Origin of the sequence: Bradyrhizobium sp. Leo170, assembly GCF_004296405.1 — a bacterium.
Lineage (GTDB): Bacteria > Pseudomonadota > Alphaproteobacteria > Rhizobiales > Xanthobacteraceae > Bradyrhizobium.
The window spans coordinates 1-24,337 of record NZ_PSRR01000103.1 but is presented as its reverse complement, the minus strand read 5'-3'; the positions used below and the strand labels follow the sequence as shown (position 1 = coordinate 24,337).

27 protein-coding genes and 1 pseudogene are annotated in these 24,337 nt (G+C 64.9%); 8 read left to right on the top strand and 20 right to left on the bottom strand.

Features of this window, described 5'->3' with window-relative positions; translation table 11 throughout:
• Together CWO89_RS47000 and CWO89_RS18960 are read right to left on the bottom strand one after the other, a co-directional pair.
• The coding region (locus CWO89_RS47000; protein WP_130580271.1) for a hypothetical protein at positions 1-242 on the bottom strand (242 nt) is incomplete at its 3' end.
• A 132-nt stretch (positions 243-374) separates the two neighbouring features.
• On the bottom strand, positions 375-743 hold the full coding sequence (locus CWO89_RS18960; RefSeq protein ID WP_130580270.1) for a hypothetical protein: 369 nt from the start codon (positions 741-743) through the stop codon (positions 375-377).
• Positions 744-881: 138 nt separating this feature from the next.
• Between CWO89_RS18960 and CWO89_RS18955 the strand changes: the two genes are divergently transcribed.
• On the top strand, positions 882-1,697 hold the full coding sequence (locus CWO89_RS18955) for a DUF72 domain-containing protein (protein WP_130580269.1): 816 nt from the start codon (positions 882-884) through the stop codon (positions 1,695-1,697).
• A 12-nt stretch (positions 1,698-1,709) separates the two neighbouring features.
• Complete coding sequence (locus tag CWO89_RS18950) at positions 1,710-2,165, top strand: DUF488 domain-containing protein (protein ID WP_130580268.1); 456 nt, start codon at positions 1,710-1,712, stop codon at positions 2,163-2,165.
• 218 nt (positions 2,166-2,383) lie between these two features.
• On the opposite strand, the gene CWO89_RS18945 is transcribed toward CWO89_RS18950, so the two are convergent.
• From CWO89_RS18945 to CWO89_RS18870, 16 genes are all read right to left on the bottom strand, one after another.
• Positions 2,384-3,292, bottom strand: a complete 909-nt coding sequence (locus CWO89_RS18945) for a PhzF family phenazine biosynthesis protein (protein WP_130580267.1) — start codon at positions 3,290-3,292, stop codon at positions 2,384-2,386.
• 9 nt (positions 3,293-3,301) lie between these two features.
• Positions 3,302-4,615 carry an adenylate/guanylate cyclase domain-containing protein gene (locus CWO89_RS18940; RefSeq protein ID WP_130580266.1) on the bottom strand — a complete coding sequence of 438 codons (1,314 nt, stop codon included), beginning with the start codon at positions 4,613-4,615 and terminating at the stop codon, positions 3,302-3,304.
• Positions 4,616-4,660: 45 nt separating this feature from the next.
• Positions 4,661-5,827 carry an ABC transporter permease gene (locus CWO89_RS18935; RefSeq protein ID WP_245476377.1) on the bottom strand — a complete coding sequence of 389 codons (1,167 nt, stop codon included), beginning with the start codon at positions 5,825-5,827 and terminating at the stop codon, positions 4,661-4,663.
• A 6-nt stretch (positions 5,828-5,833) separates the two neighbouring features.
• Positions 5,834-6,781 carry an ABC transporter ATP-binding protein gene (locus tag CWO89_RS18930; protein ID WP_130580265.1) on the bottom strand — a complete coding sequence of 316 codons (948 nt, stop codon included), beginning with the start codon at positions 6,779-6,781 and terminating at the stop codon, positions 5,834-5,836.
• Complete coding sequence (locus CWO89_RS18925; RefSeq protein ID WP_130580264.1) at positions 6,778-7,563, bottom strand: HlyD family secretion protein; 786 nt, start codon at positions 7,561-7,563, stop codon at positions 6,778-6,780. The genes CWO89_RS18930 and CWO89_RS18925 overlap by 4 nt, the downstream gene beginning before the upstream one ends.
• On the bottom strand, positions 7,560-8,273 hold the full coding sequence (locus tag CWO89_RS18920) for a TetR/AcrR family transcriptional regulator (protein WP_130580263.1): 714 nt from the start codon (positions 8,271-8,273) through the stop codon (positions 7,560-7,562). Before CWO89_RS18920 ends, CWO89_RS18925 begins: the two co-directional genes overlap by 4 nt.
• A gap of 288 nt (positions 8,274-8,561) precedes the next feature.
• Complete coding sequence (adhP, locus tag CWO89_RS18915; protein WP_130580262.1) at positions 8,562-9,587, bottom strand: alcohol dehydrogenase AdhP; 1,026 nt, start codon at positions 9,585-9,587, stop codon at positions 8,562-8,564.
• Positions 9,588-9,864: 277 nt separating this feature from the next.
• Positions 9,865-10,257, bottom strand: a complete 393-nt coding sequence (locus tag CWO89_RS18910; RefSeq protein WP_245476376.1) for a DUF4189 domain-containing protein — start codon at positions 10,255-10,257, stop codon at positions 9,865-9,867.
• Positions 10,258-10,549: 292 nt separating this feature from the next.
• On the bottom strand, positions 10,550-12,154 hold the full coding sequence (locus tag CWO89_RS18905; protein ID WP_130580261.1) for an NTP transferase domain-containing protein: 1,605 nt from the start codon (positions 12,152-12,154) through the stop codon (positions 10,550-10,552).
• Positions 12,151-12,852: an XdhC family protein gene (locus CWO89_RS18900; RefSeq protein ID WP_130580260.1), complete on the bottom strand. Its 702-nt coding sequence runs from the start codon at positions 12,850-12,852 to the stop codon at positions 12,151-12,153. The genes CWO89_RS18905 and CWO89_RS18900 overlap by 4 nt, the downstream gene beginning before the upstream one ends.
• Positions 12,853-12,854: 2 nt before the next feature.
• On the bottom strand, positions 12,855-13,178 hold the full coding sequence (locus CWO89_RS18895; RefSeq protein WP_027582816.1) for an XdhC family protein: 324 nt from the start codon (positions 13,176-13,178) through the stop codon (positions 12,855-12,857).
• A gap of 13 nt (positions 13,179-13,191) precedes the next feature.
• Positions 13,192-14,394, bottom strand: coding sequence for a vWA domain-containing protein (locus tag CWO89_RS18890; RefSeq protein ID WP_130580259.1), 1,203 nt, complete (start codon positions 14,392-14,394; stop codon positions 13,192-13,194).
• A 147-nt stretch (positions 14,395-14,541) separates the two neighbouring features.
• A complete protein-coding gene (locus CWO89_RS18885) occupies positions 14,542-15,450 on the bottom strand; it encodes an AAA family ATPase (RefSeq protein ID WP_130580258.1) in 909 nt (302 codons plus the stop codon).
• Positions 15,451-15,487: 37 nt separating this feature from the next.
• Positions 15,488-16,294: an FAD binding domain-containing protein gene (locus CWO89_RS18880; protein WP_130580257.1), complete on the bottom strand. Its 807-nt coding sequence runs from the start codon at positions 16,292-16,294 to the stop codon at positions 15,488-15,490.
• A 51-nt stretch (positions 16,295-16,345) separates the two neighbouring features.
• Positions 16,346-16,831, bottom strand: coding sequence for a (2Fe-2S)-binding protein (locus CWO89_RS18875; RefSeq protein WP_130580256.1), 486 nt, complete (start codon positions 16,829-16,831; stop codon positions 16,346-16,348).
• 186 nt (positions 16,832-17,017) lie between these two features.
• A complete protein-coding gene (locus CWO89_RS18870) occupies positions 17,018-17,464 on the bottom strand; it encodes an SRPBCC family protein (RefSeq protein ID WP_130580255.1) in 447 nt (148 codons plus the stop codon).
• A 190-nt stretch (positions 17,465-17,654) separates the two neighbouring features.
• Between CWO89_RS18870 and CWO89_RS18865 the strand changes: the two genes are divergently transcribed.
• The 3 genes from CWO89_RS18865 to CWO89_RS18855 all read left to right on the top strand — a co-directional run bounded on the left by CWO89_RS18865 (position 17,655) and on the right by CWO89_RS18855 (position 20,442).
• Positions 17,655-19,013 (top strand): 3-carboxy-cis,cis-muconate cycloisomerase, encoded by a 1,359-nt coding sequence (locus CWO89_RS18865; protein WP_130580254.1) that lies wholly within the window; start codon positions 17,655-17,657, stop codon positions 19,011-19,013.
• A 148-nt stretch (positions 19,014-19,161) separates the two neighbouring features.
• Positions 19,162-19,944: a 3-oxoadipate enol-lactonase gene (gene pcaD, locus CWO89_RS18860; RefSeq protein WP_130580253.1), complete on the top strand. Its 783-nt coding sequence runs from the start codon at positions 19,162-19,164 to the stop codon at positions 19,942-19,944.
• Positions 19,945-20,049: 105 nt separating this feature from the next.
• Positions 20,050-20,442: a carboxymuconolactone decarboxylase family protein gene (locus tag CWO89_RS18855; RefSeq protein ID WP_130580252.1), complete on the top strand. Its 393-nt coding sequence runs from the start codon at positions 20,050-20,052 to the stop codon at positions 20,440-20,442.
• Here the strand turns inward: CWO89_RS18855 and CWO89_RS18850 are convergent.
• Positions 20,422-20,949 (bottom strand): hypothetical protein, encoded by a 528-nt coding sequence (locus CWO89_RS18850; protein ID WP_130580251.1) that lies wholly within the window; start codon positions 20,947-20,949, stop codon positions 20,422-20,424. The genes CWO89_RS18855 and CWO89_RS18850 overlap by 21 nt on opposite strands.
• A 191-nt stretch (positions 20,950-21,140) precedes the next feature.
• Entirely contained in the window at positions 21,141-21,326 is a 186-nt protein-coding gene (locus CWO89_RS18845) for a hypothetical protein (protein ID WP_130580250.1), read from the bottom strand.
• Positions 21,327-21,593: 267 nt separating this feature from the next.
• On the opposite strand from CWO89_RS18845, the gene CWO89_RS18840 reads away from it, so the two are divergent.
• The 3 genes and pseudogenes from CWO89_RS18840 to CWO89_RS18830 all read left to right on the top strand — a co-directional run.
• Positions 21,594-22,511: an ABC transporter permease subunit gene (locus tag CWO89_RS18840; RefSeq protein ID WP_130580249.1), complete on the top strand. Its 918-nt coding sequence runs from the start codon at positions 21,594-21,596 to the stop codon at positions 22,509-22,511.
• Between the two features lie 11 nt (positions 22,512-22,522).
• Positions 22,523-23,846: pseudogene (gene livM, locus CWO89_RS18835) on the top strand (high-affinity branched-chain amino acid ABC transporter permease LivM).
• Positions 23,843-24,337, top strand: a 495-nt coding sequence (locus CWO89_RS18830) for an ATP-binding cassette domain-containing protein (RefSeq protein ID WP_130580248.1), incomplete at its 3' end; no start/stop codon positions are given. The pseudogene livM and the gene CWO89_RS18830, both read left to right, overlap by 4 nt.

The window sequence follows — 24,337 nt, the reverse complement described above, 5'->3', positions numbered from 1 at the left end:
TGCGCTGTGGCCGCCGGCGGCTGCGCCGCGGGCGGTTTGGCGGGCTTGCCCATCTGCCCGATCGGCCCATACACGACCGCCGCCCCCAACACGATGACCGCGACGATGGCGCCCAACAGGCCCCCGACCGATTGCGATGTCATACCCGATTGTCCCCGCAACTGATGCGCGATCTCGGCCAAGCGCACTTTTGGCCGGATCACACGCCAACGGCCGGTGATATCACGAAAAACGGCAATCAAGGAATAGGATTGCGGGTCGCTCCCTCCCCGTCATTGCGAGCGCAGCGAAGCAATCCATCGCGCCACTTGCGGAGGCATGGATTGCTTCGTCGCTATCGCTCCTCGCAATGACGGCCGGGGCGCTCTGGTAGCCTATTGCTTGCTGTTCGCCGCCGCCTTGCGTCGGACGAAAGCAGAGACAATGTCCTTCTGCGCAAGCTCGATGGCGCGGTTGGCGGTGCCGAGATGCGCGCTCGCGTCCTCGTTCGGGAATTGCTCGGTGAGGAAGCCGATCAGCGAGGCCCGGAAATTCTGCCGCTCCGAGGGACACGCACTCGCCATCAGGGAAGCGAACTCCTGGTCCGACATGGTCTTGTTGCTGTCGCGGGGATATTCGCGGGCGAGGCAATTCCAGTAGGCGTCGCGGCCGATCACGGCGAGCTTGTGCGCATCGTCGAGATCGTCATCGGCGATCGCGGCGGAGGGTATCAGAACCAGAAGGACCGCGATCATCATGCGCATTGTTGTTCTCCTTTTTGGGGTATCCTAACGCGGATGGCCTGGATCGATAAGCGTGGAAAGCTTGACGCCGGCCAACTGGCCAATCACGATTTATTTGACTACTCTCGGGTGGTCCCCTCCTCACGATGAGTTCTTCTCGTGGCCAAAGCCCCAAAGAAAACTGCAGGCAGCATCTATATCGGCATCGGCGGCTGGACCTTCGAGCCGTGGCGCGGCGTGTTCTATCCGGACAAGCTCGCGCAATCGAAGGAGCTGTCCTATGCCGCATCGAAGCTGACCTCGATCGAGATCAACGGCACCTATTACGGCTCGCAGAAGCCGGAGAGTTTCCGCAAATGGGCCAGCGAAGTCCCCGACGGATTCGTGTTCTCCGTGAAGGGCCCGCGCTTTGCGACCAACCGCCGCGTGCTGGCGGAAGCCGGCGACTCCATCAAGCGCTTCTATGATTCCGGCGTGCTGGAACTCGGCGACCGACTCGGGCCGGTGCTCTGGCAATTCGCACCGACCAAGAAATTCGACGGCGCGGATTTCGGCAAGTTCCTCGAGCTCTTGCCGCGCAAGCTCGACGGCCGCGCGCTGCGCCATGTGGTCGAAGTCAGGCACGACAGTTTCTGCGTGCCCGACTTCGTCGCGCTGATCCGCGAATTCGAAACGCCGGTCGTGTTCGCCGAGCACGGCAAATATCCGGCGATCGCCGATGTCGCCAGCGATTTCGTCTACGCGCGGCTGCAGAAGGGCAATGACGAGATCAAGACCTGCTATCCGCTGAAGCAGCTTGACGCCTGGGCCAAGCGGTTCGAGGAATGGGCCGGCGGCGGCGATCCGGACGACCTACCGCATGTCGAGAAGACAAAACCGAAGAAGATGCCGCGCGACGTGTTCGCCTATGTGATCCACGAGGGCAAGGTGCGCGCGCCGGCCGGCGCGATGGAGTTGATCGAGCGCGTGAAGTGATCGGGACGCCGGATGGCCAGGAAACTCTTCACGATCGGCTACGAGCAGACACCGCCCAAGGCGGTGCTCGATGAGCTCGAGCAGGCCGGCGTGAAGCTTCTGGTCGATGTCCGTGCCGTGACGTCATCCCGCCGGCCAGGCTTTTCCAAGAATCAGCTTGCGGCAGGGCTCGACGAGCGCGGCATCGCCTATGTCCATCTCGCGGCGCTCGGCACCCCGAAGGAGGGGCGGCTCGCCGCGCGCAGCGGCCAGCATGAGCTGCTCCGCACGATCTATGGACAGCACCTGAAAACGTCGCAGGCGAAAGAACAGCTCGACGAATTGTCGTCGCTGGTGAAAAAGGCGGGACCGGTGTGCCTCATGTGCTACGAGCGTGACCACACGCATTGCCACCGCCAGATGATTGCCGAGATCATCGAGGACCGCGACGGCGTGAAGGTGGAGAATCTGGTCGCGCCGCAGGTATAGGTCCGTAGCCCGGGTGGAGCGAAGCGTAACCCGGGTATCTGCATCCGCATCGCGAGCGGCCCCGGGTTGCGCTTCGCTCCACCCGGGCTACAAGACTTCCTGTCATTCCGGGGCGCGCGTAGCGCGAGCCCGGAATCCATCGAGCCACGGGTGCAGGTGGATAAATGGATTCCGGGCCTGCGCCTTCGGCGCATCCCGGAATGACAGGGGAGCGTGGATTACCCCTCCAGCCACAATCTCCCCTCCATCATCTTCACGCAGCCGCCGCCGACATGCACGGACGCGACAGTGCCACCCTGTTTGCGGACGCGGGTGAGCAGGAGGCTCGGCCGGCCCATGTCGACGCCCTGGCCGATGCGCAGCCTCAATTCGCCGTCGCGCACCTCGTCGAGATCGGCAAGGAATGCGGCGGCGGCCGCCGTGGCGCTGCCGGTCGCGGGATCCTCCGAGAGGGCACTCGAGCCCGGATGGAACATGCGCGCCTGCAGGTCGAGCGGCTGCTCGGCTGCGGGCACGTCGCGGGTGTAGAAATAGACCGCATCCGAACCGTCGCACGGAAACGTCCGCGCGAAGGCCACGGCATCGGGTCGTGCCCGTTTCAGCGCGTCGCGCGAGGCGAGCTCGACCATCAGGAACGGCAGGCCGACCGAAACGATCTGCGGCAGATGCCGGTCCGTCTTCACGTCACTCGCCAACAGCGACAAGCAGGCCGCGGCCTGTTCGGTGCCGACGTGGGACAGCCGCTGCAGCGGCTGCGGCGCGGTGAGCTCGGCGCCCGTGACCCTGCCCTGCTCGGTCAGGATCTCGACCGGCACGAGCCCCGCCTTCTCCTCAAATCTCAGCCGCACCGGCGGCTTTTGCGCGAGCGTCGCCAGCACGAAGGCGGTGCCGACATTGGGATGACCGGCGAAGGGGATTTCCGAGCGCACGGTGAAGATGCGGACCTGCGCATCGTTCGCACTGTCCTGCGGCGGCAGCACGAACGTCGTCTCGGAATAGTTGAACTCGGTCGCGATCGCCTGCATCTGCGCGGTCGAGAGCCCGCCCGCCTCGAGCACCACGGCGAGCGGATTGCCGCCGAACGCGCGATCGGTGAAGACATCAACGGTGACGTAGCGACGCTGCATGAAATCCTCCTATCCCAGTTGCCACACCGCAACCGGCTTCTCGTAACCGCGGATCGGCACCTCACCGCGCGGCACCGCATCGTGCGCCGCCTCGCCGAGCGCCTCGCGTACTTCGGACGAGATCAGGAACTGCGAGTTCAGCTCCTTGTTGAGCGCCTCCAGCCGCGCCGCAAAATTCACGGTGTCGCCGATCACCGTATATTCCTTGCGCCTGGGTGAGCCGATACTGCCGGCGACGACCTCGCCGATATGGATGGCGATGCCGATGCGCAGCGGCCAGCTCGTGGTCTTGTTGGTGTGCTCATTGGCGATCAGCATCTCGCGCGCCGCAGCCACCGCCTGATACGCGGCGTCGTCGGCTTCAAGCGGCGCGCCGAACAGCGCGAGGAAGCCGTCGCCCAGAAACTTGTTCACGATGCCGCCATGGCGGTCGAGGATATCGACCAGCACGGCAAAGGCGCCGTCGAGCCGGTCGACCACCTCCTGCGGCGAGCGCGTCCGCGCGCCCGCGGTGAAACTGCGGAAATCGACGAACATCACAGCGACGCGGCGGATATCGCTGTCGGTCGACGCGCCCTCCGTCATCAGCCGCTCGACAACCTGCGGCGAGACGTGCTGGCCGAACAGATCGGTGATGCGGTCGCGCGCGGTGGCAGCCGCGATGCTGGCCGCAAACTGCCGCCGCAACTGGACGCCGACCGCGCCCGCAAGCATGCCGCAGATCAGCACGATGAAGCTGCGCGCCGCATGATAATAAAGGTTCGGCTCCGGATCGGTGCCGCCGTTCGGATGAAAGAACATCGCCAGATAGAATAGCTGTGCCGCGGCAACGAACCCGGTGAAGGTCGAGAGCCAGAAATCCAGCCGCAGTGTCGAGAGGATGATGAAGATGAAATAGAGGAACGGTGCCGCGAATCCGAGCGCAGCGACCGATCCCATGCTCTGGATATGCAACGCCAGCGCGACCGTCGGTAACGAGGTCTCGATCAGCGCGCCGATGTAGCGCCGCACCACGGGCAGGTCGCGACCGTTCCGCATATGTCGGGTGATCGCGCCATGCACCCACAATTCGAACAGGATAAACGGCAAGGTGATGTAAAAGATAAATGATACCCTGAGATTGCCGTGCCAGACACGGCTTACGGCCTCGGGCGCAAGGAAGTCGATGCCCAACCCGATGAGGGCAAGCAGCACCGCTGTCCCGATCAGCGCCTTGATCCGGAGCAGCTCGGTCGTCATCACCTCGTGCATCAGCGCCTGGTGGAAATCGGCGGATACCGCCGAAGCCTGCCCGTCTGTCTTCCTGCCCCAGAATCCGGCCATGCCCTTGCCCTGGAATGACGCCGATTAATCGGACTGAATATAGCCTCAATCGAGCGTGCGACGGAAGCGTGTCACGGCGATCGTCATCGCCACCAGCATCAGTACAATCAGTGCAATCGTGTCGTATTGCAGGTTGGCGAGGCCGGCGCCCTTCAGCATGATGGCGCGGACGATGCGGACGTAATGGGTCAGCGGCAGGCCCTCGCCGAGATATTGTGCCCATAGCGGCATGCCCGCGAACGGAAACATGAAGCCGGAGAGCAGGATGCTCGGCAGGAAGAACATCATCGAGAGCTGCATCGCCTGCAACTGGTTCTGCACGATGGTGGAGAACGTATAGCCGATCGACAGATTGGTGGTGATGAACAGCGTGGTCAGCGCAGCCAAGAGCAGCACGCTGCCGAGGATCGGCACGCCGAACAGGAGCGCACCAATGCCGACGATCAGCGAGGCCTGCACGAAGCCGACAATGACATAAGGGATGATCTTGCCGAACATCACCTCAACCGGCTTGATCGGCATCGACAACAGGCTCTCCATCGTGCCGCGCTCGATCTCGCGCGTCACCGACAGCGCGGTGAAAATCAGCATGGTCATGGTCAGGATGGTACCGACCAGGCCGGGCACGATGTTGAGCCGCGACTCGGCGGCCGGGTTGTAGCGGGCGTGCGTCCTGATCTCGAACGGCATGTCCGGGGGATCGCCGACGTGCAGATCGTGCTCCAGCGCGGTCTGCACCAGGGCGCCGAGAGCGCCGAGCGCCGCGCTTGACGCGATCGGATCGGTCGCGTCGGCCGCGACCAGCAGCGCCGGCTTGTCGCCGCGCCGCACCGCGCGCTCGAAGCCGCGCGGGATCTCGACGCCGAACAGCACCTTGCCGGATTTCAGGAGGTCGTCGAACTCGGCGACATCGTGCACCTCGCGGGTGAAGCGGAAATAGGCGGTGTTCTCCATCGCCTTGAGGATCGAACGCCCGAGATCGCTGTCCTCCTGGATCAGCACCGCCGTCGGCAGATGGCGCGGCGTGGTGTTGATGGCGTAGCCGAACAGCAGAAGCTGCATCACCGGGATCATCACGATCATGGCGAAGGAGACGCGGTCGCGGCGAAGCTGGATGAATTCCTTCACCAGCATCGCATAGCTGCGCCGCCAGAAGCCGAAGGCCGGCTCCCTTGCCTCGACCATAGGATGGACTGCGTCGATCGCGCTCATTGGAAATTATCCCTGGAAATTATCCTTGGAACGCCCCATGAGATCGATGAAGACGTCTTCGAGCGACGGCTCGCTGTCCTGCCAGTGCCAGCGCGGATCGTCGCGATAGGATGCAACGGTCGCGTCCAGCGCCGCCTTGTCGCGGCCGGACACATGCAGGCTGGTGCCGAACGGCGCCACCATGTCGATGCCGCCCTTGCCGGCGAGCTCGGCGGTGAGGTCGTTGAGATCGTCGCCGGTCACCGTATAGGTCGAGAGCGCCGAGCCCGCGATCACCTCTTCCACCGTCCCATGCGCCAGGAGATGGCCATAGGCGATGTAAGCGATCTCATGGCAGCGCTCGGCCTCGTCCATGTAGTGCGTGGAGACCAGCACGGTCAAGCCGTCGGCGGCGAGCGCGTGGATCTCGTTCCAGAAATCGCGCCGCGCCTTGGGGTCGACGCCGGCGGTCGGCTCGTCCAGCAGCAGAAGTCTCGGATTGGGCAGCGTACAGGCCCCGAGCGCAAGCCGCTGCTTCCAGCCGCCGGAGAGATTGCCGGCAAGCTGCTCCTCGCGGCCCTTCAGCCCGATGCGCGCGATCATCTCGCGCGCCGCACTCCGTGCGTCAGGAAGGCCGTAGAGCCGCGCGACGAATTCCAGATTCTCGCGCACCGAGAGATCCTGGTACAGGCTGAAGCGCTGGGTCATGTAGCCGACCAGGCGCTTGATGCGGTCGGCATCGCGGCGGATATCGTAGCCGAGGCAGGTGCCGTTGCCGCTGTCGGGCGTGAGAAGTCCGCAGAGCATGCGGATGGTCGTGGTCTTGCCGCTGCCGTTCGGCCCGAGGAAGCCGTAGATCGTGCCGCGCCTGACCTGCATCGACAGATCATGCACGACCTCGCGGCCGCCGAACGATTTGGTCAGGCCATGGACATCGATGGCGATGTCGGGCGTATGGTTTGCAACCGTGCTCATCGCCGATCCGCCACCGGCGTCTTCGGATTGAGATAGACGCTGATCGGCTGTCCGACGCGCAAGGCATCGGGCCGGCTCGGCCGCGCCTGGATCAGGTAGACCAGCTTGTTGCGCTCATCGAGGCTATAGATCACGGGCGGCGTGTATTCCGCCGTGGTCGCGATGAAATAGATCTTCGCCGTGAGATCGGCGGCGCAATTGTCGCAGACGACGCGCACCTGGTCGCCGATCGAAAGCTTCGGCAGTTCAGCCTCAGGCACGAAGAAGCGCAGCTTCATGTTGCCGGGCGGCATGATCGAGAGCACCGGCCGCTGCGCCGCCACCATCTCGCCCTCGCGGAAATAGATCTGCTGGATGGTGCCGGCGACCGGCGCAAAGCCCTTGCGCCGCGCCAGCCGCGTCTCCGACGTGTTGACCTTGGCCTGGGCCACGCGCAGCGCCGAGACCGCGGCGTCAAGATTGGCCTGCGTGCCGGCGCCGGTTCCTCTCAGCGAAGCCGCGCGGTCATAGGTCTGCTGCGCATTGGCAAGCGTGGCCTTGTTCTGATTGAGATCGGCCTGCTGCAGGTCGTCGTCGACAGAGTAAAGAAGGTCGCCGACCTTCACCTCGTCGCCTTCGCGCACGTTGAGCTTCACCACGCGGCCGGCTTCATCCGGGCTGACGAAGATCATGTCGGCCTCGACCCAGCCCTGGAAGCCGGGATCGCGGCGCTCCTGGCAACCGGCCAGTGCCGCCGCCAGCGCCACCATCGCCAGTATCTTCACCAGACGCGACGAAGTCATGTCGTCCTCCGCTCGCCGAAGATCAGGTCGAGATGAACACGAAACATCTCGATCGCATCCAGTGGCGAATGCCGGCTGAACATGCTCTGCCAGATCACCGCGATCAGGGCCGGCGCGATCATGATCTGCGGGTAGCGCGCCAATTCCTTGTTGCGGATCTCGCCGCGCGTGATCCCAAGCTCGATCAGGGCGCGCATGCCGGCCATCCCGCGCGAGACCACTTCACGGAAATAGAAATCGGCAATCTCCGGAAAGCGCGGGCCTTCGCTGACGATCAGGCGCACGATGTCGCCGCGCGACGTGGAAGCGACCTCCCGGATAAACATTTGCGCAAAGCCCTCCACCGCCTCGCGCACTGATCCATGCAGCGGCGCCGGCGATGCCATGCGGTCGATCAGCGGCACCAGCGCAGTGCGGATCAATTCCTCGAACATCGATTCCTTGTCCTTGAAATGCAGGTAGATCGTGCCCTTGGCGACGCCGGCACGTTTCGCGATATCGTCGAGCCGGGTCGCGGCAAAGCCGCGCGCGACGAACTCTTCCATCGCCGCCTCCACGATCGCGGCCCGCCGCTCCGCTGCGCGCTCGGCACGGTTAGCCCCGCCGCCTGCGATCTTCGGCGAGACCACTTTTGACACTTTGGCGCGCGCCGCCGTGCTGGCGGGTCGGCAGGCCTTGGATGGAATGGATGGTTCGGGGCACTGTTTCATGATCAGATCATGACTGACTGGTCAGTCATTGTCAAGATAAGCTTTCGGTCCGTAGCCCGGGTGGAGCGGAACGCGTAACCCGGGGAAATCTGTATCCGCAGCGGTGCCGGTTCCCAGGTTACGCTGACGCTCCACCCGGGCTACGAGGCTAGCCCCGGGTGGAGCGGAACCCGTCATTCCGGGGGCGTGCGCAGCACGAACCCGGAATCCATCGTGCCACGAGAGCAAGCGGAGAAATGGATTTCGGGCCTGCGCCTTCGGCGCATCCCGGAATGACGAGGATGGGCCCTAACCGAACTCCAGCACCATGCGGCCGTCGATCTTTCCGGATTTCATCCGGTCGAAGATGTCGTTGATCTTCTCGAGCGGCGCCTTGTTGATCTCGGCGTGCACCTTGCCGTCGGTTGCGAAGGCGATGGCTTCGTCGAGATCGCGGCGGGTGCCGACGATCGAGCCGCGCACGGTGATGCGCTTCAAGACGACATCGAAGATCGGGGTCGGGAATTCGCCCGGCGGTAGGCCAACGAGGCTGACCGTCCCCTTGCGGCGGACCATCTTGAGCGCCTGCGCGAACGCGGCCGTCGACACCGCCGTCACCAGCACGCCGTGCGCCCCTCCCCCGGTCGATGCCAGCACCTTCTCCACCGCCCTGTCGGACAGCGCATTGACGGCAAGATCCGCGCCGGTGGTGCGTGCAAGCTCGAGCTTGTCCTCGGCGATATCGACCGCGGCAACCTTGAGCCCCATTGCCTTGGCATATTGGATGGCGACATGGCCGAGCCCGCCGACGCCGGAGATGACGACCCACTCGCCCGGCCGCGCTTCAGTCTCCTTCAATCCCTTGTAGGTCGTGACGCCCGCGCACAGGATCGGCGCCACCTTTGCGAAATCGACATTGGCCGGCAATCGCGCGGCGAAGGCGGCCGACGCGATCACATATTCGGCGAAGCCGCCGTTCACGCTGTAGCCGGTGTTGTGCTGGTGCTCACACAGGGTTTCCCAACCGGTCTCGCAATATTCGCAGCGCATGCAGGCGTCATGCAGCCAGGCGACGCCGACGGCGTCACCGACTTTGAGATTGGTCACACCCGGGCCGAGTGCCGCGACAATGCCGGCGGCCTCATGGCCAGGAATGAACGGCGGAACCGGCTTCACCGGCCAGTCACCGGATGCGGCGTGCAGATCGGTGTGACACACGCCGCAGGCTTTCACCTTGACCAGAACTTCGCCCGGCCCCGGTTCCGGCACCGGCACATTCTCGATCTCGAGTGGCTTGCCAAAATTTCGGACAACAGCGGCTTTCATGGTCGGCATCTGTCTACTCCTTCGCTTTGGAACGCAGACTAGCGGTGACCGCCCTCTCGCCTTTTGATCGGTGTCAAAGGGCGCGCCGAATGTGCGCGCGTGACAGCGCGATGACAACTGCGACAATCTGTAGCCCGGGTGAAGTCCGTAGCCCGGGTGGAGCGAAGCGCAACCCGGGAAGCTGCACCAGCGGTTCAAGCGCCCCGGGTTACGCGGAGCCTGTCATCGGGCGCGCGTTCGCGCGACCCGTTGGCTCCACCCGGGCTACGACGCCACAACTGGCGCGCTACCCCTTGGCGTCGCAGGCCCAGGCACGGATCACGCACTCCTTGCCGCCATATTCGTAGCACTTGCGCGTGGCGGCGTTCAGTGAGCGCGAGATCTTCGGCTCCACCGCGTAGCCGTGGGCGCCGCAGGGATTCATCATGTCGATGGAGAGCGCAGCGCAGGCACGCTTCATCGTGACGGTGGTGCACTCGCCCTTGCATTGCTTCAGCGCCGCGGCGCGCGCCTCTGCTTCGGCGGCATAGTCGTAAGCCTGGCCATAGGCGCCGCATTTGCCGACCGCAAAGGCACCCGCCGCCCAGCTCTCGGTGATGAAACGCGTAGCAGCCAACAGCAGCGTCAGCGCAAGAATGAACAACGCGCGGCGTTGCGCGCGCCTCGTCGAGACGATCACTTTCCCCACCCCCAAGACAGCCGGCGGAACTCTAGCCGCCGGACGTTTCCACTTGGTGAACGGGAGGTTGAGAGCGGCGCAAATCGCCGCAACCGTCATTGCGAGCGCAGCAAAGCAATCCATGCCTCCGCAAGCGGCAAGATGGATTGCTTCGCTCCGCTCGCAATGACGAGGAGAGAGCGGAGACCCACACGCGGAATCGTAGGGTGGGCAAAGCGCAGCGTGCCCACCATCAAGAGCAGAGCGTGTGTTGGTGGGCACGCTGCGCTTTGCCCACCCTACGCAGCGGCGCTTATCCGCCGCGCGCGGCTTCGAGGGCTTGCGGGGTGTCGATGTCGAGGAAGGCGCTCTGGCCGTCGACGGGGACTTCGGCCACGGCTTCGGCGTGCTTGGCGATCAGGTGGCGGGCACCGATGTCGCCATCGAGCGTCATCAATTCCTTGAAGAAGCGCCGCGACCACAGCACGGGATTGCCGCGCCTTCCTTCGCTGACCGGCACCGCGATCAAATGACCGCGGTCGGGCGCAAAGGTGTCGATCAGCCGGTCGATCAAGGACGCGTCGATCAGCGGCATGTCGCCGAGGCAGATCACGGCGCCGTCGACGCTGTCCGACACTGCGGAGATGCCCGCCTTCACCGAGCTTGCGAGCCCGCCGGCAAAATCCGGATTGCGCACGAATTTCACCTTCAATCCCTGCAGCGCCTGCTCGACCAGTTCGGCCTGATGGCCGGTGACGACGATCACCTCCGAGGCCTTCGAGGCCAGCGCCTGCTCGGCCGCAATGCGCGCGAGCTTCTTGCCGCTGATCTCCGCGAGCAGCTTGTTGGGGCCCCCCATCCGCGTCGAGCGGCCGGCGGCGAGCACGATGGCTGCGACGTTGCGATTGCCTTCGGTGTCGGAGCCCGTGCGGGGCTGCGGCCGCGTCACGATCTCCATCAAGAGCCCGCCGACACCCATGCCGGTGAGCTCCGCCCGCGTGACCTTGATCCCTGCAAGCAGGCGCATCAGCACCCAGTCAAATCCGTTCTCGACCGGAGAGCGCGCGCAGCCGGGCGCACCCAGCACCGGCACCTTCCCCGCGCTGCCGATCAGAAGCAGGTTGCCCGGATCGACCGGCATGCCGAAATGCTCGACCGCGCCGCCGATCCCGGTGATCGCCGCCGGGATCACGTCGCGCCGGTCGGCGATCGCGGAAGCGCCGAACACGATCACGAGCTCGGCGCCAAGCCCGAGCAATTCCTTGATCGAGGCAGCCAGCACCTTCTCTTCATGGGGCACGCGGCGCTCGGCGATGATGCTGGCGCCGGCGGGCGCGAGCCGCTCGGCAGTGACGCGCAAGGTCTTCTCGATCACCTTCAGCGACAGGCCGGGCAGCATCGTGGAGACCACGCCGACCTTCTTGATGACGTAAGGCGCAACGCGCAGCGTCTCGCGGCCGGCCACCGCGACCGCGGCGTCGCGCAAGCGCGATTCGACACCAAAAGGAATAAGCTTGACGGTGGCGATCATCTCGCCTTCGACCACCGGCTTGAAGGCGGTCAGCGTGGCGAGCGTTATCGCCTCGTCGACGTCGTTGATGCGATCGACCGCGGCGCGGTCAACCACCAGCACGCCGGCGCGTCCCGCGAACAAATTGGCACGGCCAGTAAAGGCGCGTTCGACATTGACGCCATCGCCGGCAATGGCCTGCGCGATGCTGGCCGCGGCAACATCTTCGGAGACGTCGCCCTCATCGAGCCGCACGACGACGATTTCCTTCACTCCGGCCTTGTTCAAGGCTTCCACTTCGGCAGGGCCGATCGTGGTGCCCTTCTTCAGCACCAGCGATCCCTGCCGCAGTGTGTGAACGGTGACGCCGCCAATCGCGTCACGCGGACTGGCAGGCCCGAACTTCATGCTGCAACTTCTTTCTCTTTCGGCGGCAGCCGCAGCGTCGCGGTGATCTCCGCCATGATGGCGACCGCGATCTCCGAAGGAGATACCGCACCGATGTCGAGCCCGATCGGCGCATGGATGCGCGCGATGTCGCTCTCCTTCGCCCCTTGCGCGCGCAGCCGTTCGCCGCGCTTGGCATGGGTCTTCCGCGAGCCGAGAGCCCCGATATAGAAGCAGTCGCGCTCAAAGGCGTGCAGCAGCGCGGGATCGTCGATCTTGGGATCGTGCGTCACCGCGACGAAAGCGGTGTAGTGATCGACATTGAGCGGCGGCAGCGCGACGTCAGGCCATTCCGCGACCAGGGGCACGTCGGGAAAGCGCTCGGGACTCGCAAACGCCGTACGCGGATCGACGACGGTGACGTCATAGTCCAGCGACCGCGCCAGCGGCGCCAGCGCCTGGCTGATATGGACGGCCCCGATGATCACGAGCTTTGCGGTCGGCGCGTAGACGTTGAGGAACAGCTTGTTGCCGCCGACCTCGACGTTGGTGCTCTTGCCCATCCGCAATGCCTTGGAAAGCTCGGCGTTGAGCGGATCGGCAGCAAAGTCCTTTGCCTTGACCAGGCGCTGCTCGCCATTGGCGGTGTCGGTGATGACGATCACCGGGCGCCGCGCGGCGCGCTCGGCATTCAGCTCTCTCAGCGTTTCGAGCTTCACGGCTAGCCTACCTTCTCGACGAAGACGCGAATGGTGCCGCCGCAGGACAGGCCGACATTCCAGGCAGTCTCGTCAGCCACGCCGAATTCGAGCATCCTCGGCTGGCCGCTCGAGATCACGTCGAGCGCCTCGGTCACCACCGCGCCCTCAACGCAGCCGCCGGAGACCGAGCCCAGGAATGTGCCCTCGTCGTTGATGACGAGGCTCGAGCCGGCTGGACGCGGCGCCGAGCCCCAGGTCTCCACCACGGTGGCCAGCGCCACCCCGTGGCCGGCCTTCTGCCAGTCCTCAGCCGCCTTCAGGATGTCTTCGTCGCGATTGAGCATTTGAAAACCCTCTTCAAGCTACGGAGCGGATCAGGCTGCGATGATGAGGCGGTGGCGGGGCCGAAAGCGCCTCGATCAGCCCCTTGATGGAACTCAAGTTATGCACCGGGCGGAATTCGTCAACGTGGGGCAGCATCATTTTGATGCCCTGCGCCTTGGGCTCGAAGGCGCTGTAGCGCAGTAGCGGGTTGAGCCAGATCAGGCGGCGGCAGGAACGATGCAGCCGGTCCATTTCGAAGGCGAGCTTGGCGTCCGCCTCGCGCTCCAGCCCGTCGGAGATCAGCAGCACGATCGCGCCCTGCCCCAGCACCCGCCGGGCCCACAGCTTGTTGAACGTATGCAGCGAGGTCGCGATCCTGGTGCCGCCGGCCCAGTCCTCGACGCTCGAGGAGCAGCTTGCCAGCGCCTCGTCCGGATCGCGCTGGCGGAGCGCCCGCGTCACGTTGGTCAGCCGGGTGCCGAACAGGAACACCGAGACGCGTTTGCGCGCGTCGGTGATGGCATGCAGGAAATGCAGGAACAGGCGGGTATATTCGCTCATCGAGCCGGAGATATCGAGCAGCGCCACGATCGGCGCCGGCTTGTCGATGCGGCCGAGCTTGCGGATGTCGACGATCTCCCCGCCGGTGCGCAAGGAATTGCGGATGGTGCGGCGCATGTCGAGCCGGAGGCCGCGGGCGTCCGGCCGGTAGCGGCGCGTCTCCAGCTCGGCCTGCGGCAACCTCATCTTGGCGATGGCGCGGGTGACCTCGGCGATCTCGGCCGCGCTCATCTGCGCAAAGTCTTTCTTCTGCAATATCTCGCGGTCGGAGACCGAGAGCTTGAGTTCCTGCGCCTGCTCCTGCGGCCGCTCCTCCCGGCTCGCGGGCTGCGACAGCGCCTCCTGCACACGCCGCGAGGCCGGCGGCGGCTTCTTCTTGGCGTGGTCCGGCAGCGGCACCGAGTCCAGCATGCTCTTCCATTCCTCCGCGGCGCGGAAGAACAGGTCGAAGGCCTGGGCAAAGATCAGCGCGTGCTCATGGCGCTTGACGAAGATCGCCTCCAGCGTGGCGTAGAAATCGGCGCGGCTGCCGACTTCGATGAGCTGCAACGCATTGAGCGCATCGATCACCGAGCCCGGTCCGACCGGCAGCCCGGCCGCCCGCAACGCACGGGCAAAGCCGACGACATTGTCGGCCATGTGCCCGGTCGGCGGCGCAAGGTGGTTGATGGGCATCTATCCTCACCTCACCGTCATTCCGGGGCGCGACGAAGTCGCGAGCCCGGAATCCATCCAACCACAGAGTACGTGGTGAAATGGATTCCGGGCCTGCGCCTTGCGGCGCATCCCGGAATGACGAGCATCGTTATAAATGGCGAGCGATCACGTCTCGCTCGTCGCTTCCTTCAAAACCTTCTGCAGCGTGTCGCCCTGCATGCGCGCGATGTCGTCCTGGTACTTCAGGAGCGCACCGAGGGTGTCGCCGACCACTTGCGGCGTCAGCGAGCGGGCATCGAGCTCAGAGAGCGCGGTGGCCCAGTCGATGGTCTCGGCGACGCCGGGCGACTTGTAGAAATCCTGGTCGCGCAGCGCCTGCACGAAGCGCACCACCTGCTGCGACAGCTTGGCCGAAATGTTCGGCACCCGCGACTTGACGATCGCCAGCTCGCGCTCGGCTGTGGGATAGTCGACCCAGTGATAGAGACAGCGCCGCTTCAGCGCGTCATGGATCTCGCGGGTGCGGTTGGAGGTGATGATCACGATCGGCGGCGCCGGCGCCTTCACGGTGCCGAGCTCGGGGATCGTCACCTGGAAGTCCGACAGTATCTCCAGAAGATAGGCCTCGAACGCCTCGTCCGCGCGGTCGAGCTCATCGATCAGGAGCACCGGCGGGCCGGCGACGTCAGGCTCCAGCGCCTGCAGCAGCGGCCGCTTGATCAGGAAACGCTCGGCAAAGATGTCGCTCGCAAGCTGGTCGCGGTCGGTATCTCCGGAGGCTTCGGCGAGGCGGATCGCGATCATCTGCGCCGCGCTGCTCCACTCGTAGACGGCGGAGGCGACGTCGAGACCCTCATAGCATTGCAGGCGGATCAGCTTCCGTCCGAGCGCTGAAGACAGCACCTTGGCGATCTCGGTCTTGCCGACGCCGGCCTCACCTTCCAGGAACAACGGCCGGCCCATGCGCAGCGCGAGATAGGTCACGGTCGCGAGCGACCGCTCGGCGAGATAGCCGCGCGAGGTCAGGAGCTCGAGCAGCACATCGACGGATTTCGGGAGCGCCGATGCGGTCATGGGAAAGCCGATGTTGGAGCCAAAGCAGCCTGCACTATCACGCTTTAGCGTTAGCAGCTTCGACCGCCCGGCGCGCCAGCACCCCGATCAAATGCGCGCGATATTCGGCGCTGCCATGCAGGTCGCTGTTCAGCCCTTCCGGCGGTACGTTGATTCCCTCCAGCACCTTGGGGGAGAAGCGCTTCTGCAGGGCCTCCTCGAAAGCGGTGACGCGGAACACGCCGTCCGAGCCGGCACCGGTGACGGCAACGCGGACGTCCGACGGCCGCCGTGCCACGAACACGCCGACCAGCGCATAGCGCGAGGCCTGGTTGCGGAACTTGACGTAAGCCGCCTTCTTCGGAACCGGAAACTGCACCTTGGTGATGATCTCGTCGGCTTCGAGCGCGGTCGAGAACAGGCCCTGGAAGAACTCTTCCGCCTTGAGCCGCCGCTTGTTGGTGACGATGGTCGCGCCCAGCGCCAACACGGCGGCCGGATAGTCGGCGGTCGGGTCATTGTTCGCCAGCGAGCCGCCGATGGTGCCGCGATGGCGCACGGCGGGATCGCCGATCCCACCTGCGAGGTCGGCGAGCGCCGGGATCGCCTCGCCGACGACGGCGGAGCTGGCGACCTCGGCATGCTTGGCGGTAGCGCCGATCGCGAGCGCGCGGCCCTTCATCTCGATGGTGTCGAGGCCCTCGACATGGGAGAGGTCGACGAGATGCGGCGGGCTCGCGAGCCGCTGCTTCATCACGGGCACCAGCGTGTGGCCGCCGGCGATCAGCTTGGCGTCCTCGTTCTTCACCAGCAGATTGGCGGCCTGTCGCACGGTCGCCGGACGATGATATTTGAATTCATACATTGGAATGTCCCGGAATTTTCAAACCGCGATCGCGATATAATGCGCTGAGGTTCACGCGAGATCGGACTTCGCCATCGCCTTGGCGCCGGCGGCGATCGAGGCGACGATGTTCTGATAGCCGGTGCAGCGGCACAGATTGCCTTCGAGCTCTTCGCGGATCACCTCGTCGGAGAGGTCGTTGCCCTTGCGGTGCACCATGTCGACCGCGGTCATGATCATGCCGGGCGTGCAGAAGCCGCACTGCAGGCCATGATTCTCGCGAAACGCTTCCTGCATCGGATGGAGCGGCCCGCCATCCGGCGCCAGTCCCTCGATGGTCTTGACGTCATGGCCGTCGGCCATCACCGCAAGCGTGGTGCAGGATTTCACGGCCTTGCCGTCGAGATGCACGACGCAGGCGCCGCATTGCGAGGTGTCGCAACCGACATGGGTCCCGGTCAACCGCAGGTTTTCACGAAGGAATTGGACGAGAAGGGTACGGGGGTCGACGTTAGCGGTGACGGGATTGCCGTTCACGATCAGGGAAATCTTGGCCATCAGCACTCTCTTGATCTGCTCTGCCGCATATCGACAGAACAGGCGTTTATAACCGTTCCAAAGCCATAATATGGGCCATCACCGCAATGGGCAACCTCGCCGCTCGCATGGCCGGATGACCGAGCGTTGTTCTGGCGCCATTGTGCAGCGCCGTCAGTCTTTATCTTAGAGACGGCCGTGTCAGTGTCAGCCTTGCACGGCCTTGGCGAAATTCGCGAAGAATTCATCGGCCAGTTTCTTGGCCGCGCCGTTGATCAGGCGCTGGCCGAGCTGGGCGAGCTTGCCGCCGATCTGCGCCTCGACATTGTAACTCAGGAGTGTGCCGCCATCCTTCTCGGCAAGCGCGACCGTCGCGCCGCCCTTGGCGAATCCGGCAACCCCGCCCTCGCCTTCGCCCGAGATCTTGTAGCCGTTGGGCGGATCGAGATCGGACAGCATGACCTTGCCCTTGAAGCGCGCCGAGACCGGGCCGACCTTCATCTTGGCAACCGCGCGAAAGCCGTTGTCCTCGGTCTTCTCCAATTCCTCGCAGCCGGGGATGCAGACCTTCAACACCTCGGGATCGTTGAGCTTGGCCCACACGGCCTCGCGCGGCGCCGCAAGCTGGACCTCGCCGTTCATCGTCATTGCCATGAGAGCCTCCGCGATCGCATCAAACCAACACCCAAGTAAAGCACAGCCGCCACAAAGGAAAGACCAGCATCCGACCACGAGCGATGCATATTCGCAGCGCAGCAAAACGGAGGCCACCCTTGTGACGACGCCGGGCTCGATCCAGAAGGGCCATTGGCAGCGGCGGCCGACAATGATTAGGTCGCGCGCGATGAGCACATCCCTTTCCCCGCTGCTGGCACCGATGCTGTCAAGCGCCGCGATGCGCGCGGTGTGCGACGACGCTGCCACCTTGCAGAATATGCTCGATTTCGAGGCAGCACTGGCGCGCGCCGAAGCAGCGGTCGGCGTGATTCCGAATGCCGCTGCCGGCCCGATCGGCACGGCCTGCAAAGCCGAATCATTCGACCGCGCGGCACTCGCGGAAGCCGCTGTTCGGTCAGGCAACCTGGCTATTCCGCTGGTCAAGGCGCTCACCGCCGAGGTCGCCAAAGCCCATAAGGAAGCCGCGCGCTATGTGCATTGGGGCGCGACCAGCCAGGACGTCATCGACACCGCGACGATGCTCACCTTGCGCGCCGGCATCGATGTGTTGCTGGCCGAACTCGATCGGGCCATCGCGGGCTTTGCCAAACTCGCCCGCCAGCATCGCGACACGGCGGTGGTCGCGCGCACCTGGCTGCAGCACGCGCTGCCGATGCCGTTCGGCCTCAAGCTCGCCGAATATGCCGCAAGCCTGCACCGCTCGCGCCAGCGCCTGCAGCGTCTGCGCCGCGAGGCGTTGGCCCTGCAATTCGGCGGCGCGGCCGGCACGCTGGCTGCGCTCGGCGACAAGGGCATGGCGGTGGCCGAAAAGCTGGCGCAGGAACTCGGCCTGCCGTTGCCGGAGGCGCCCTGGCACACCCACCGCGACCGCATCGCGGAAATCGCCTCCGCCTTTGCCATCATCGCCGGTAGCTGCGGCAAGATCGCCCGCGACGTGTCGCTGATGATGCAGACCGACGTCGCCGAGGCATTCGAGCCGTCGGGCCAAGGCCGCGGCGGCTCCTCCACCATGCCGCACAAGCGCAATCCCGTTGCTGCCGCAACCGCACTCGCCGCCGCCACCATGGCCCCCAATCTCGCCGCGACGATCCTTGCCGCGCAGGTCCAGGACCACGAGCGCAGCACCGGGCCGTGGCACGCGGAATGGCCGACCTTGCCGACGCTGATGCTGGTCACCTCAGGCGCGCTCGCCGCCACCGTCGAACTCGCCGAGGGCCTGGACGTCGACGCCGCGCGCATGCGCGTCAACCTCGATGCGACCAAGGGGTTGATCATGGCCGAAGCGGTGTCGATGGCGCTCGCCGAAAAGCTCGGCAAGAGCGAGGCGCATCATCTGATCGAAGCCGCCAGCAAGAAGGCCGTCGCCGAGCACAAGCACCTGCGCGACGTGCTGACAGCGGATCCGCAGGTGACCGCGCAGCTTGCCGCGGAGAGAATCGAAAGACTGTTCGAGCCAATGTCCTATCAAGGCGCCTCGCAGGCGCTGATCGACCGCCTGCTCGCCTCGCTTAAGGATTTGTCGTAAGACACCCGCGGTCATTCCGGGGCGCGCGAAGCGCGAACCCGGAATCCATTCGACCACTTGCGCGGGCGGAGAAATGGATTCCGGGCTCGATGCTATCGCATCGCCCCGGAATGACGGAGCGTGTGGAGAGAATGAAGGAACGCAGACCATGCCGATGATCGACGCCGACGGATGCCTACTCAACGTCCAGGTGGAAGGCCGCGACGGCGGACCGACGCTGATGCTGTCGAATTCGCTGGGCTGCACGTTGCAGATGTGGGAACCGCAGATGAAGGCGCTGACGCAGGTGTTCCGCGTCATCCGCTACGACCGGCGCGGTCATGGCAAGTCGCAGGTTCCTCCCGGCCCCTATTCGATGGAGCGTTTCGGCCGCGACGTGCTGGCGATCCTCGACGATCTCAATATCGAGAAAACACATTGGTGCGGCCTGTCGATGGGCGGCATGGTCGGGCAATGGCTAGGGGCCAACGCGCCCGAACGCTTCGGCAAGATCATCCTCTCCAACACCGCCTGCTACTACCCGGACCCGACCAACTGGCACAACCGCATCAAGGCGGTGAAGGAAGGCGGCCTCGCCGCGGTCGCCGACACCGTGATCGCGGGCTGGCTGACGGCCGATTTCCGCGAGCGCGAGCCGCAGATCGCAGCCCGGATGAAGGCGATGCTGCTGGCTTCTCCTGCCGAGGGTTACGTCGCCTGCTGCGAAGCGCTGAGCACGCTCGACCAGCGCGAGTTGCTGCCTGACATCAAGAGCCCGACGCTGGTGATCGCCGGCCGTCACGACATGGCAACGCCGATCGCCGCGGGCGAATACATCCGCAGCCGCATCCCCGGTGCGAGCATGACGATCCTCGATGCCGCGCATATCTCCAACGTCGAGCAGTCCCACGCCTTCACCGAAGCCGTGGTCGGCTTCCTGACGCAACGCTAAACGAGTGCCGTCATTGCGAGCGAAGCGAAGCAATCCATAGCGCCACTTGTGGAAATATGGATTGCTTCGTCGCTTCGCTCCTCGCAATGACGGGAGGAGACAATCATGGACGACGAGAAGCGCCGCGACGAGGGCATGACCCAGCGCCGCAAAGTGCTTGGCAATGAATGGGTGGATAAATCGATTGCCAACCGCAACGCCTTCAACACCGACTTCCAGGACCTGATCACGCGCTATGCCTGGGGCGATATCTGGACGCGGCCGCATTTCGACCATCGCACGCGGCGCGTGCTTGTCATCGGCACCATGGTCGCGCTTGGGCAGTGGGACGAATTCCGCCTGCATGTGCGCGCAGCCCTCACCGAAGGCGGCTTTTCGCCCGACGACATCAAGGAGATCCTGCTGCAGCAGGCGATCTATTGCGGCGTGCCGGCCGCCAACCATGCGGTGAAGGAAGCCTCCGCGATCGTCGCGGAACTAGGGTTGCTGAAGAGATAGTTCGCCGGCGGGCACGCTCGCATCAACATTGTTGCGCACTTCGGCCACCCGCGGCGCGGCGCCCTCAACCAGCAGCACGATGCCGATGCCGAGCAGCATCAACAGTTCGGTCGCATGCAGCCGCAGCGCCTCGGCCTCGCCGACGAAGGACGCGGCCAGCATGCTGACGAAGCTGAGCACGCTGCCGAGCACGAGCGCCATGCCGAGCGTCTCATCGCCGCCGCCGCGCTCGCGGACCGAGCGAAGCGAAAGCAGCACCAGGTACAGTGCGAAAAAGGCAACCGTGGTGATCCGCACGAGCGCCAGCAGCCAGGCGATACGCACGCTCGCCACGCCCGACAGATGCAGATGATCGCTGATAAAGAACCCGATCGACACGCTCGGCCGTTCATAGAGACCGCGGACCGGCGAGGCCATGATCTGGAAGGCGATGCTCGTCCAGGCCGGGATGAAATAGGCGGCAAGCAGCGCGCCGCTGAATGAGCTGATCCGCCAGTTCGTCGACATCTGCCGCTCCCTGCTGTTCCGCTCGCCGACGCCGCGATGGCGGTTTGGGACGAGGTAACTTCGTTGGAACTGAAGCGGCAATCTAAACCCTTTGTTAACCTTAATTGGGGCGGCCGCCGCTGTGGACAGCGTCCAAAAGAAAGTCCCGCCTTTCGGCAGGACCTTCCTTTTGCTCTCGCTTGGACGGGAAACTAGCGCCCTTGGCCGGGGTTCTGGCCTTGGCCGGGATTCTGGCCAGGATTCTGGCCCGGGTTCTGGCCCTGACGGTTCGGGTCCTGCTGCTGCTGGCCGGGCTTGCTGCCGCCGCCCTGCTGCTGACCGGGCTTCTGGCCCGGATTTTGATTCTGCTGACCCGCGTTCTGGTTCTGATTGGCCATTCGCAATCTCCCTGGTTGGTCCTGGTCCCTTCGAACCAGGCACGGGGCCAACGCGGGAACCAGGACGCCGTTTCGGCGGGAACCGTCACGTCACGGTGAGCGAATGCCGGATCGGGAACCGATGGCAAAACTACCTCTGTACAAGCCCTTGATGCCGCAGCTCCCGCTGTTGCCGCCCAAGGGGTTCCACTGTTAGAAAATGATACGACGCGTCGGACAAGGCTGCCGGGAGCCCTCGCCGCGTCGCTCTCTCACAAGCGGCAGCGCATGGATTATTTCGCCCAGCAACTCATCAACGGCCTCGTGCTCGGCTCGATCTACGGGCTGATCGCGATCGGCTACACCATGGTCTATGGCATCGTCGGCATGATCAATTTCGCCCATGGCGACATCTTCATGATCGGCGGTTTCATCGCGCTGATCTCATTTTTGGTGCTGGTCTCGTTCGGCCTCACCGCGATCCCGCTGGTGCTGTTCGTCGTGCTGCTGGTGTCGATGGCGATCACCGCGCTTTATGGCTGGACGGTGGAGCGCATCGCCTACCGACCTCTAAGGCATTCGTTCCGTTTGGCGCCGATGCTGTCGGCGATCGGCATGTCCTTCGTACTGACGAATTTCTCACAAGTCGCGCAAGGTGCGCGCGTCAAACCGGTGCCGCCGATCATCACCGGCGGCTACACGCTGCATGAGGGCGCAAGCGGCTTCGTGGTGCAGCTCTCGAATATCCAGATCATCGTCGTGCTCGCCACCGTGGTGCTGCTCGCGCTGTTCACCTGGCTGGTGTCGCGCACGCGGCTCGGGCGCGACATGCGCGCCTGCGAGCAGGACCAGACCATGGCGGCGCTGCTCGGCGTCGACGTCGACCGCACCATCTCCATGACCTTCGTGATCGGTGCCGCGCTCGCCGCCGTCGCCGGCATGATGTACCTGCTCTATTACGGCCTGGTCGATTTCTTCATGGGCTTCGTCGCCGGCATCAAGGCCTTCACCGCCGCGGTCCTCGGCGGCATCGGCTCGCTGCCCGGCGCGATGCTGGGGGGATTGGCGATCGGGCTGATCGAGACGTTCTGGTCGGCCTATTTCTCGGTCGAGTACAAGGACGTCGCCGCCTTCTCCATCCTGATCGTGGTCCTGATCTTCCTTCCGACCGGCCTGCTCGGCCGGCCTGAAGTCGAAAAAGTCTGACGGGCGGCCGCGTGACCGCGTCAACGCTCGAGAAGAAACCGGCGTCGCGCGCGAGCGGCGCCGCCTTCATCCTCAAGAAGGCCACGATCAGCGCCCTCGTCGCGCTGGTGCTGTTCTCGCTGATGATCGGCGTCCGCACCGAGGCCGGCCCGCAGGGCGGGCTGATCTACTGGACGCGGTTCGGCGATCTCGCCGCCATCGTCGCCGCCGTGTTCGGCGGCAGCATCGTCATCGAGCTGCTGCGGCAATGGTGGCCCCGCCGACAAGGTCCGTGTCGTTCCACCAGCGGTGCAACATGCGCTGTCGCTCGCCGGACGTCTGATCGCGCCGGCGCTGCTGATCTTCACCTTCCTGGTGCCGGTGATCTTCTATGATCAGCGCTACATCCTCGATCTCGCGATCCTCGTGCTCACCTATGTGATGCTCGGCTGGGGATTGAACGTGGTCGTCGGCCTCGCCGGCCTGCTCGATCTCGGCTATGTCGCCTTCTACGCCGTCGGCGCCTATTCCTACGCGCTGCTCGCCACCAATTTCGGACTGTCGTTCTGGGTCTGCCTGCCGCTCGCCGGCATCCTTGCGGCGTTCTGGGGCGTGCTGCTCGGCTTTCCCGTGCTCAGATTGCGCGGCGACTATCTCGCGATCGTGACGCTGGCCTTCGGCGAAATCATCCGCCTCGTCATCATCAACTGGCAGAGCCTCACCGGCGGGCCGAACGGCGTCTCCGGCATCCCGCGGCCGACCTTGTTCGGCATTCCGCTCACGCCAGGTGAAGACGGGCTGGCGGCGCGGCTTGGCATCGAGTTCTCGCCGACGCACCGCATCGTCTTCCTGTTCTACGTGATCCTGGCGATGGCGCTGCTGACCAACTGGGTGACGATCCGACTGCGCCGCCTGCCGATCGGCCGCGCCTGGGAGGCGTTGCGCGAGGACGAAGTCGCCTGCCGTGCGCTCGGCATCAACACCACCACGACCAAGCTCACGGCCTTTGCCACCGGCGCGATGTTCGGCGGCTTTGCCGGCGCGTTCTTTGCGACGCGCCAGGGCTTCATCAGCCCGGAATCCTTCACCTTCCAGGAATCCGCGCTGGTGCTCGCCATCGTCGTGCTCGGCGGCATGGGCTCGCAGCTCGGCGTGGCGCTGGCCGCGCTCGCGATGATCGGCGGCTTCGAACTGTTCCGCGGCCTCGACCAGTACCGCATGCTGGTGTTCGGGATGGCGATGGTGCTGTTGATGATCTGGCGGCCGCGCGGATTGATCGGCCATCGCGCCCCGACCGTCTATCTCGAACGCAACCAGGCGATCTCCTCCGATCTCGTCAAGGAGGGGCACGGATGAGCGGCGAGACCATCCTCTCCGTCAACGGCCTGTCGATGCGGTTCGGCGGCATCGTCGCCGTGAACGCTCTCTCCTTCGATGCCGGACGGCGCAAGATCACCGCGCTGATCGGCCCGAACGGCGCCGGCAAGACCACCGTCTTCAACTGCATCACCGGCTTCTACAGGCCGAGCGGCGGCTCGATCGCGCTGACCCATGACGACGGCAAGACGATCCAGCTCGAACGCCTGAACGATTTCCGTATCTCCAAGCAGGCGCGTGTGGCGCGCACCTTCCAGAACATCCGCCTGTTCCCCGGCATGACTGCGCTGGAGAATCTGATGGTGGCGCAGCACAACGCACTGATGCGCGCCTCCGGCCTGACCTTCCTCGGCCTCATCGGCGCGCCATCCTGGCGCAGCGCGGAAGCACGCGCGATCGAGCTGGCGCGCACCTGGCTTGTGCGCATCGGCCTGCTCGACCGCGCCGACGATGCCGCCGGCAACCTCCCC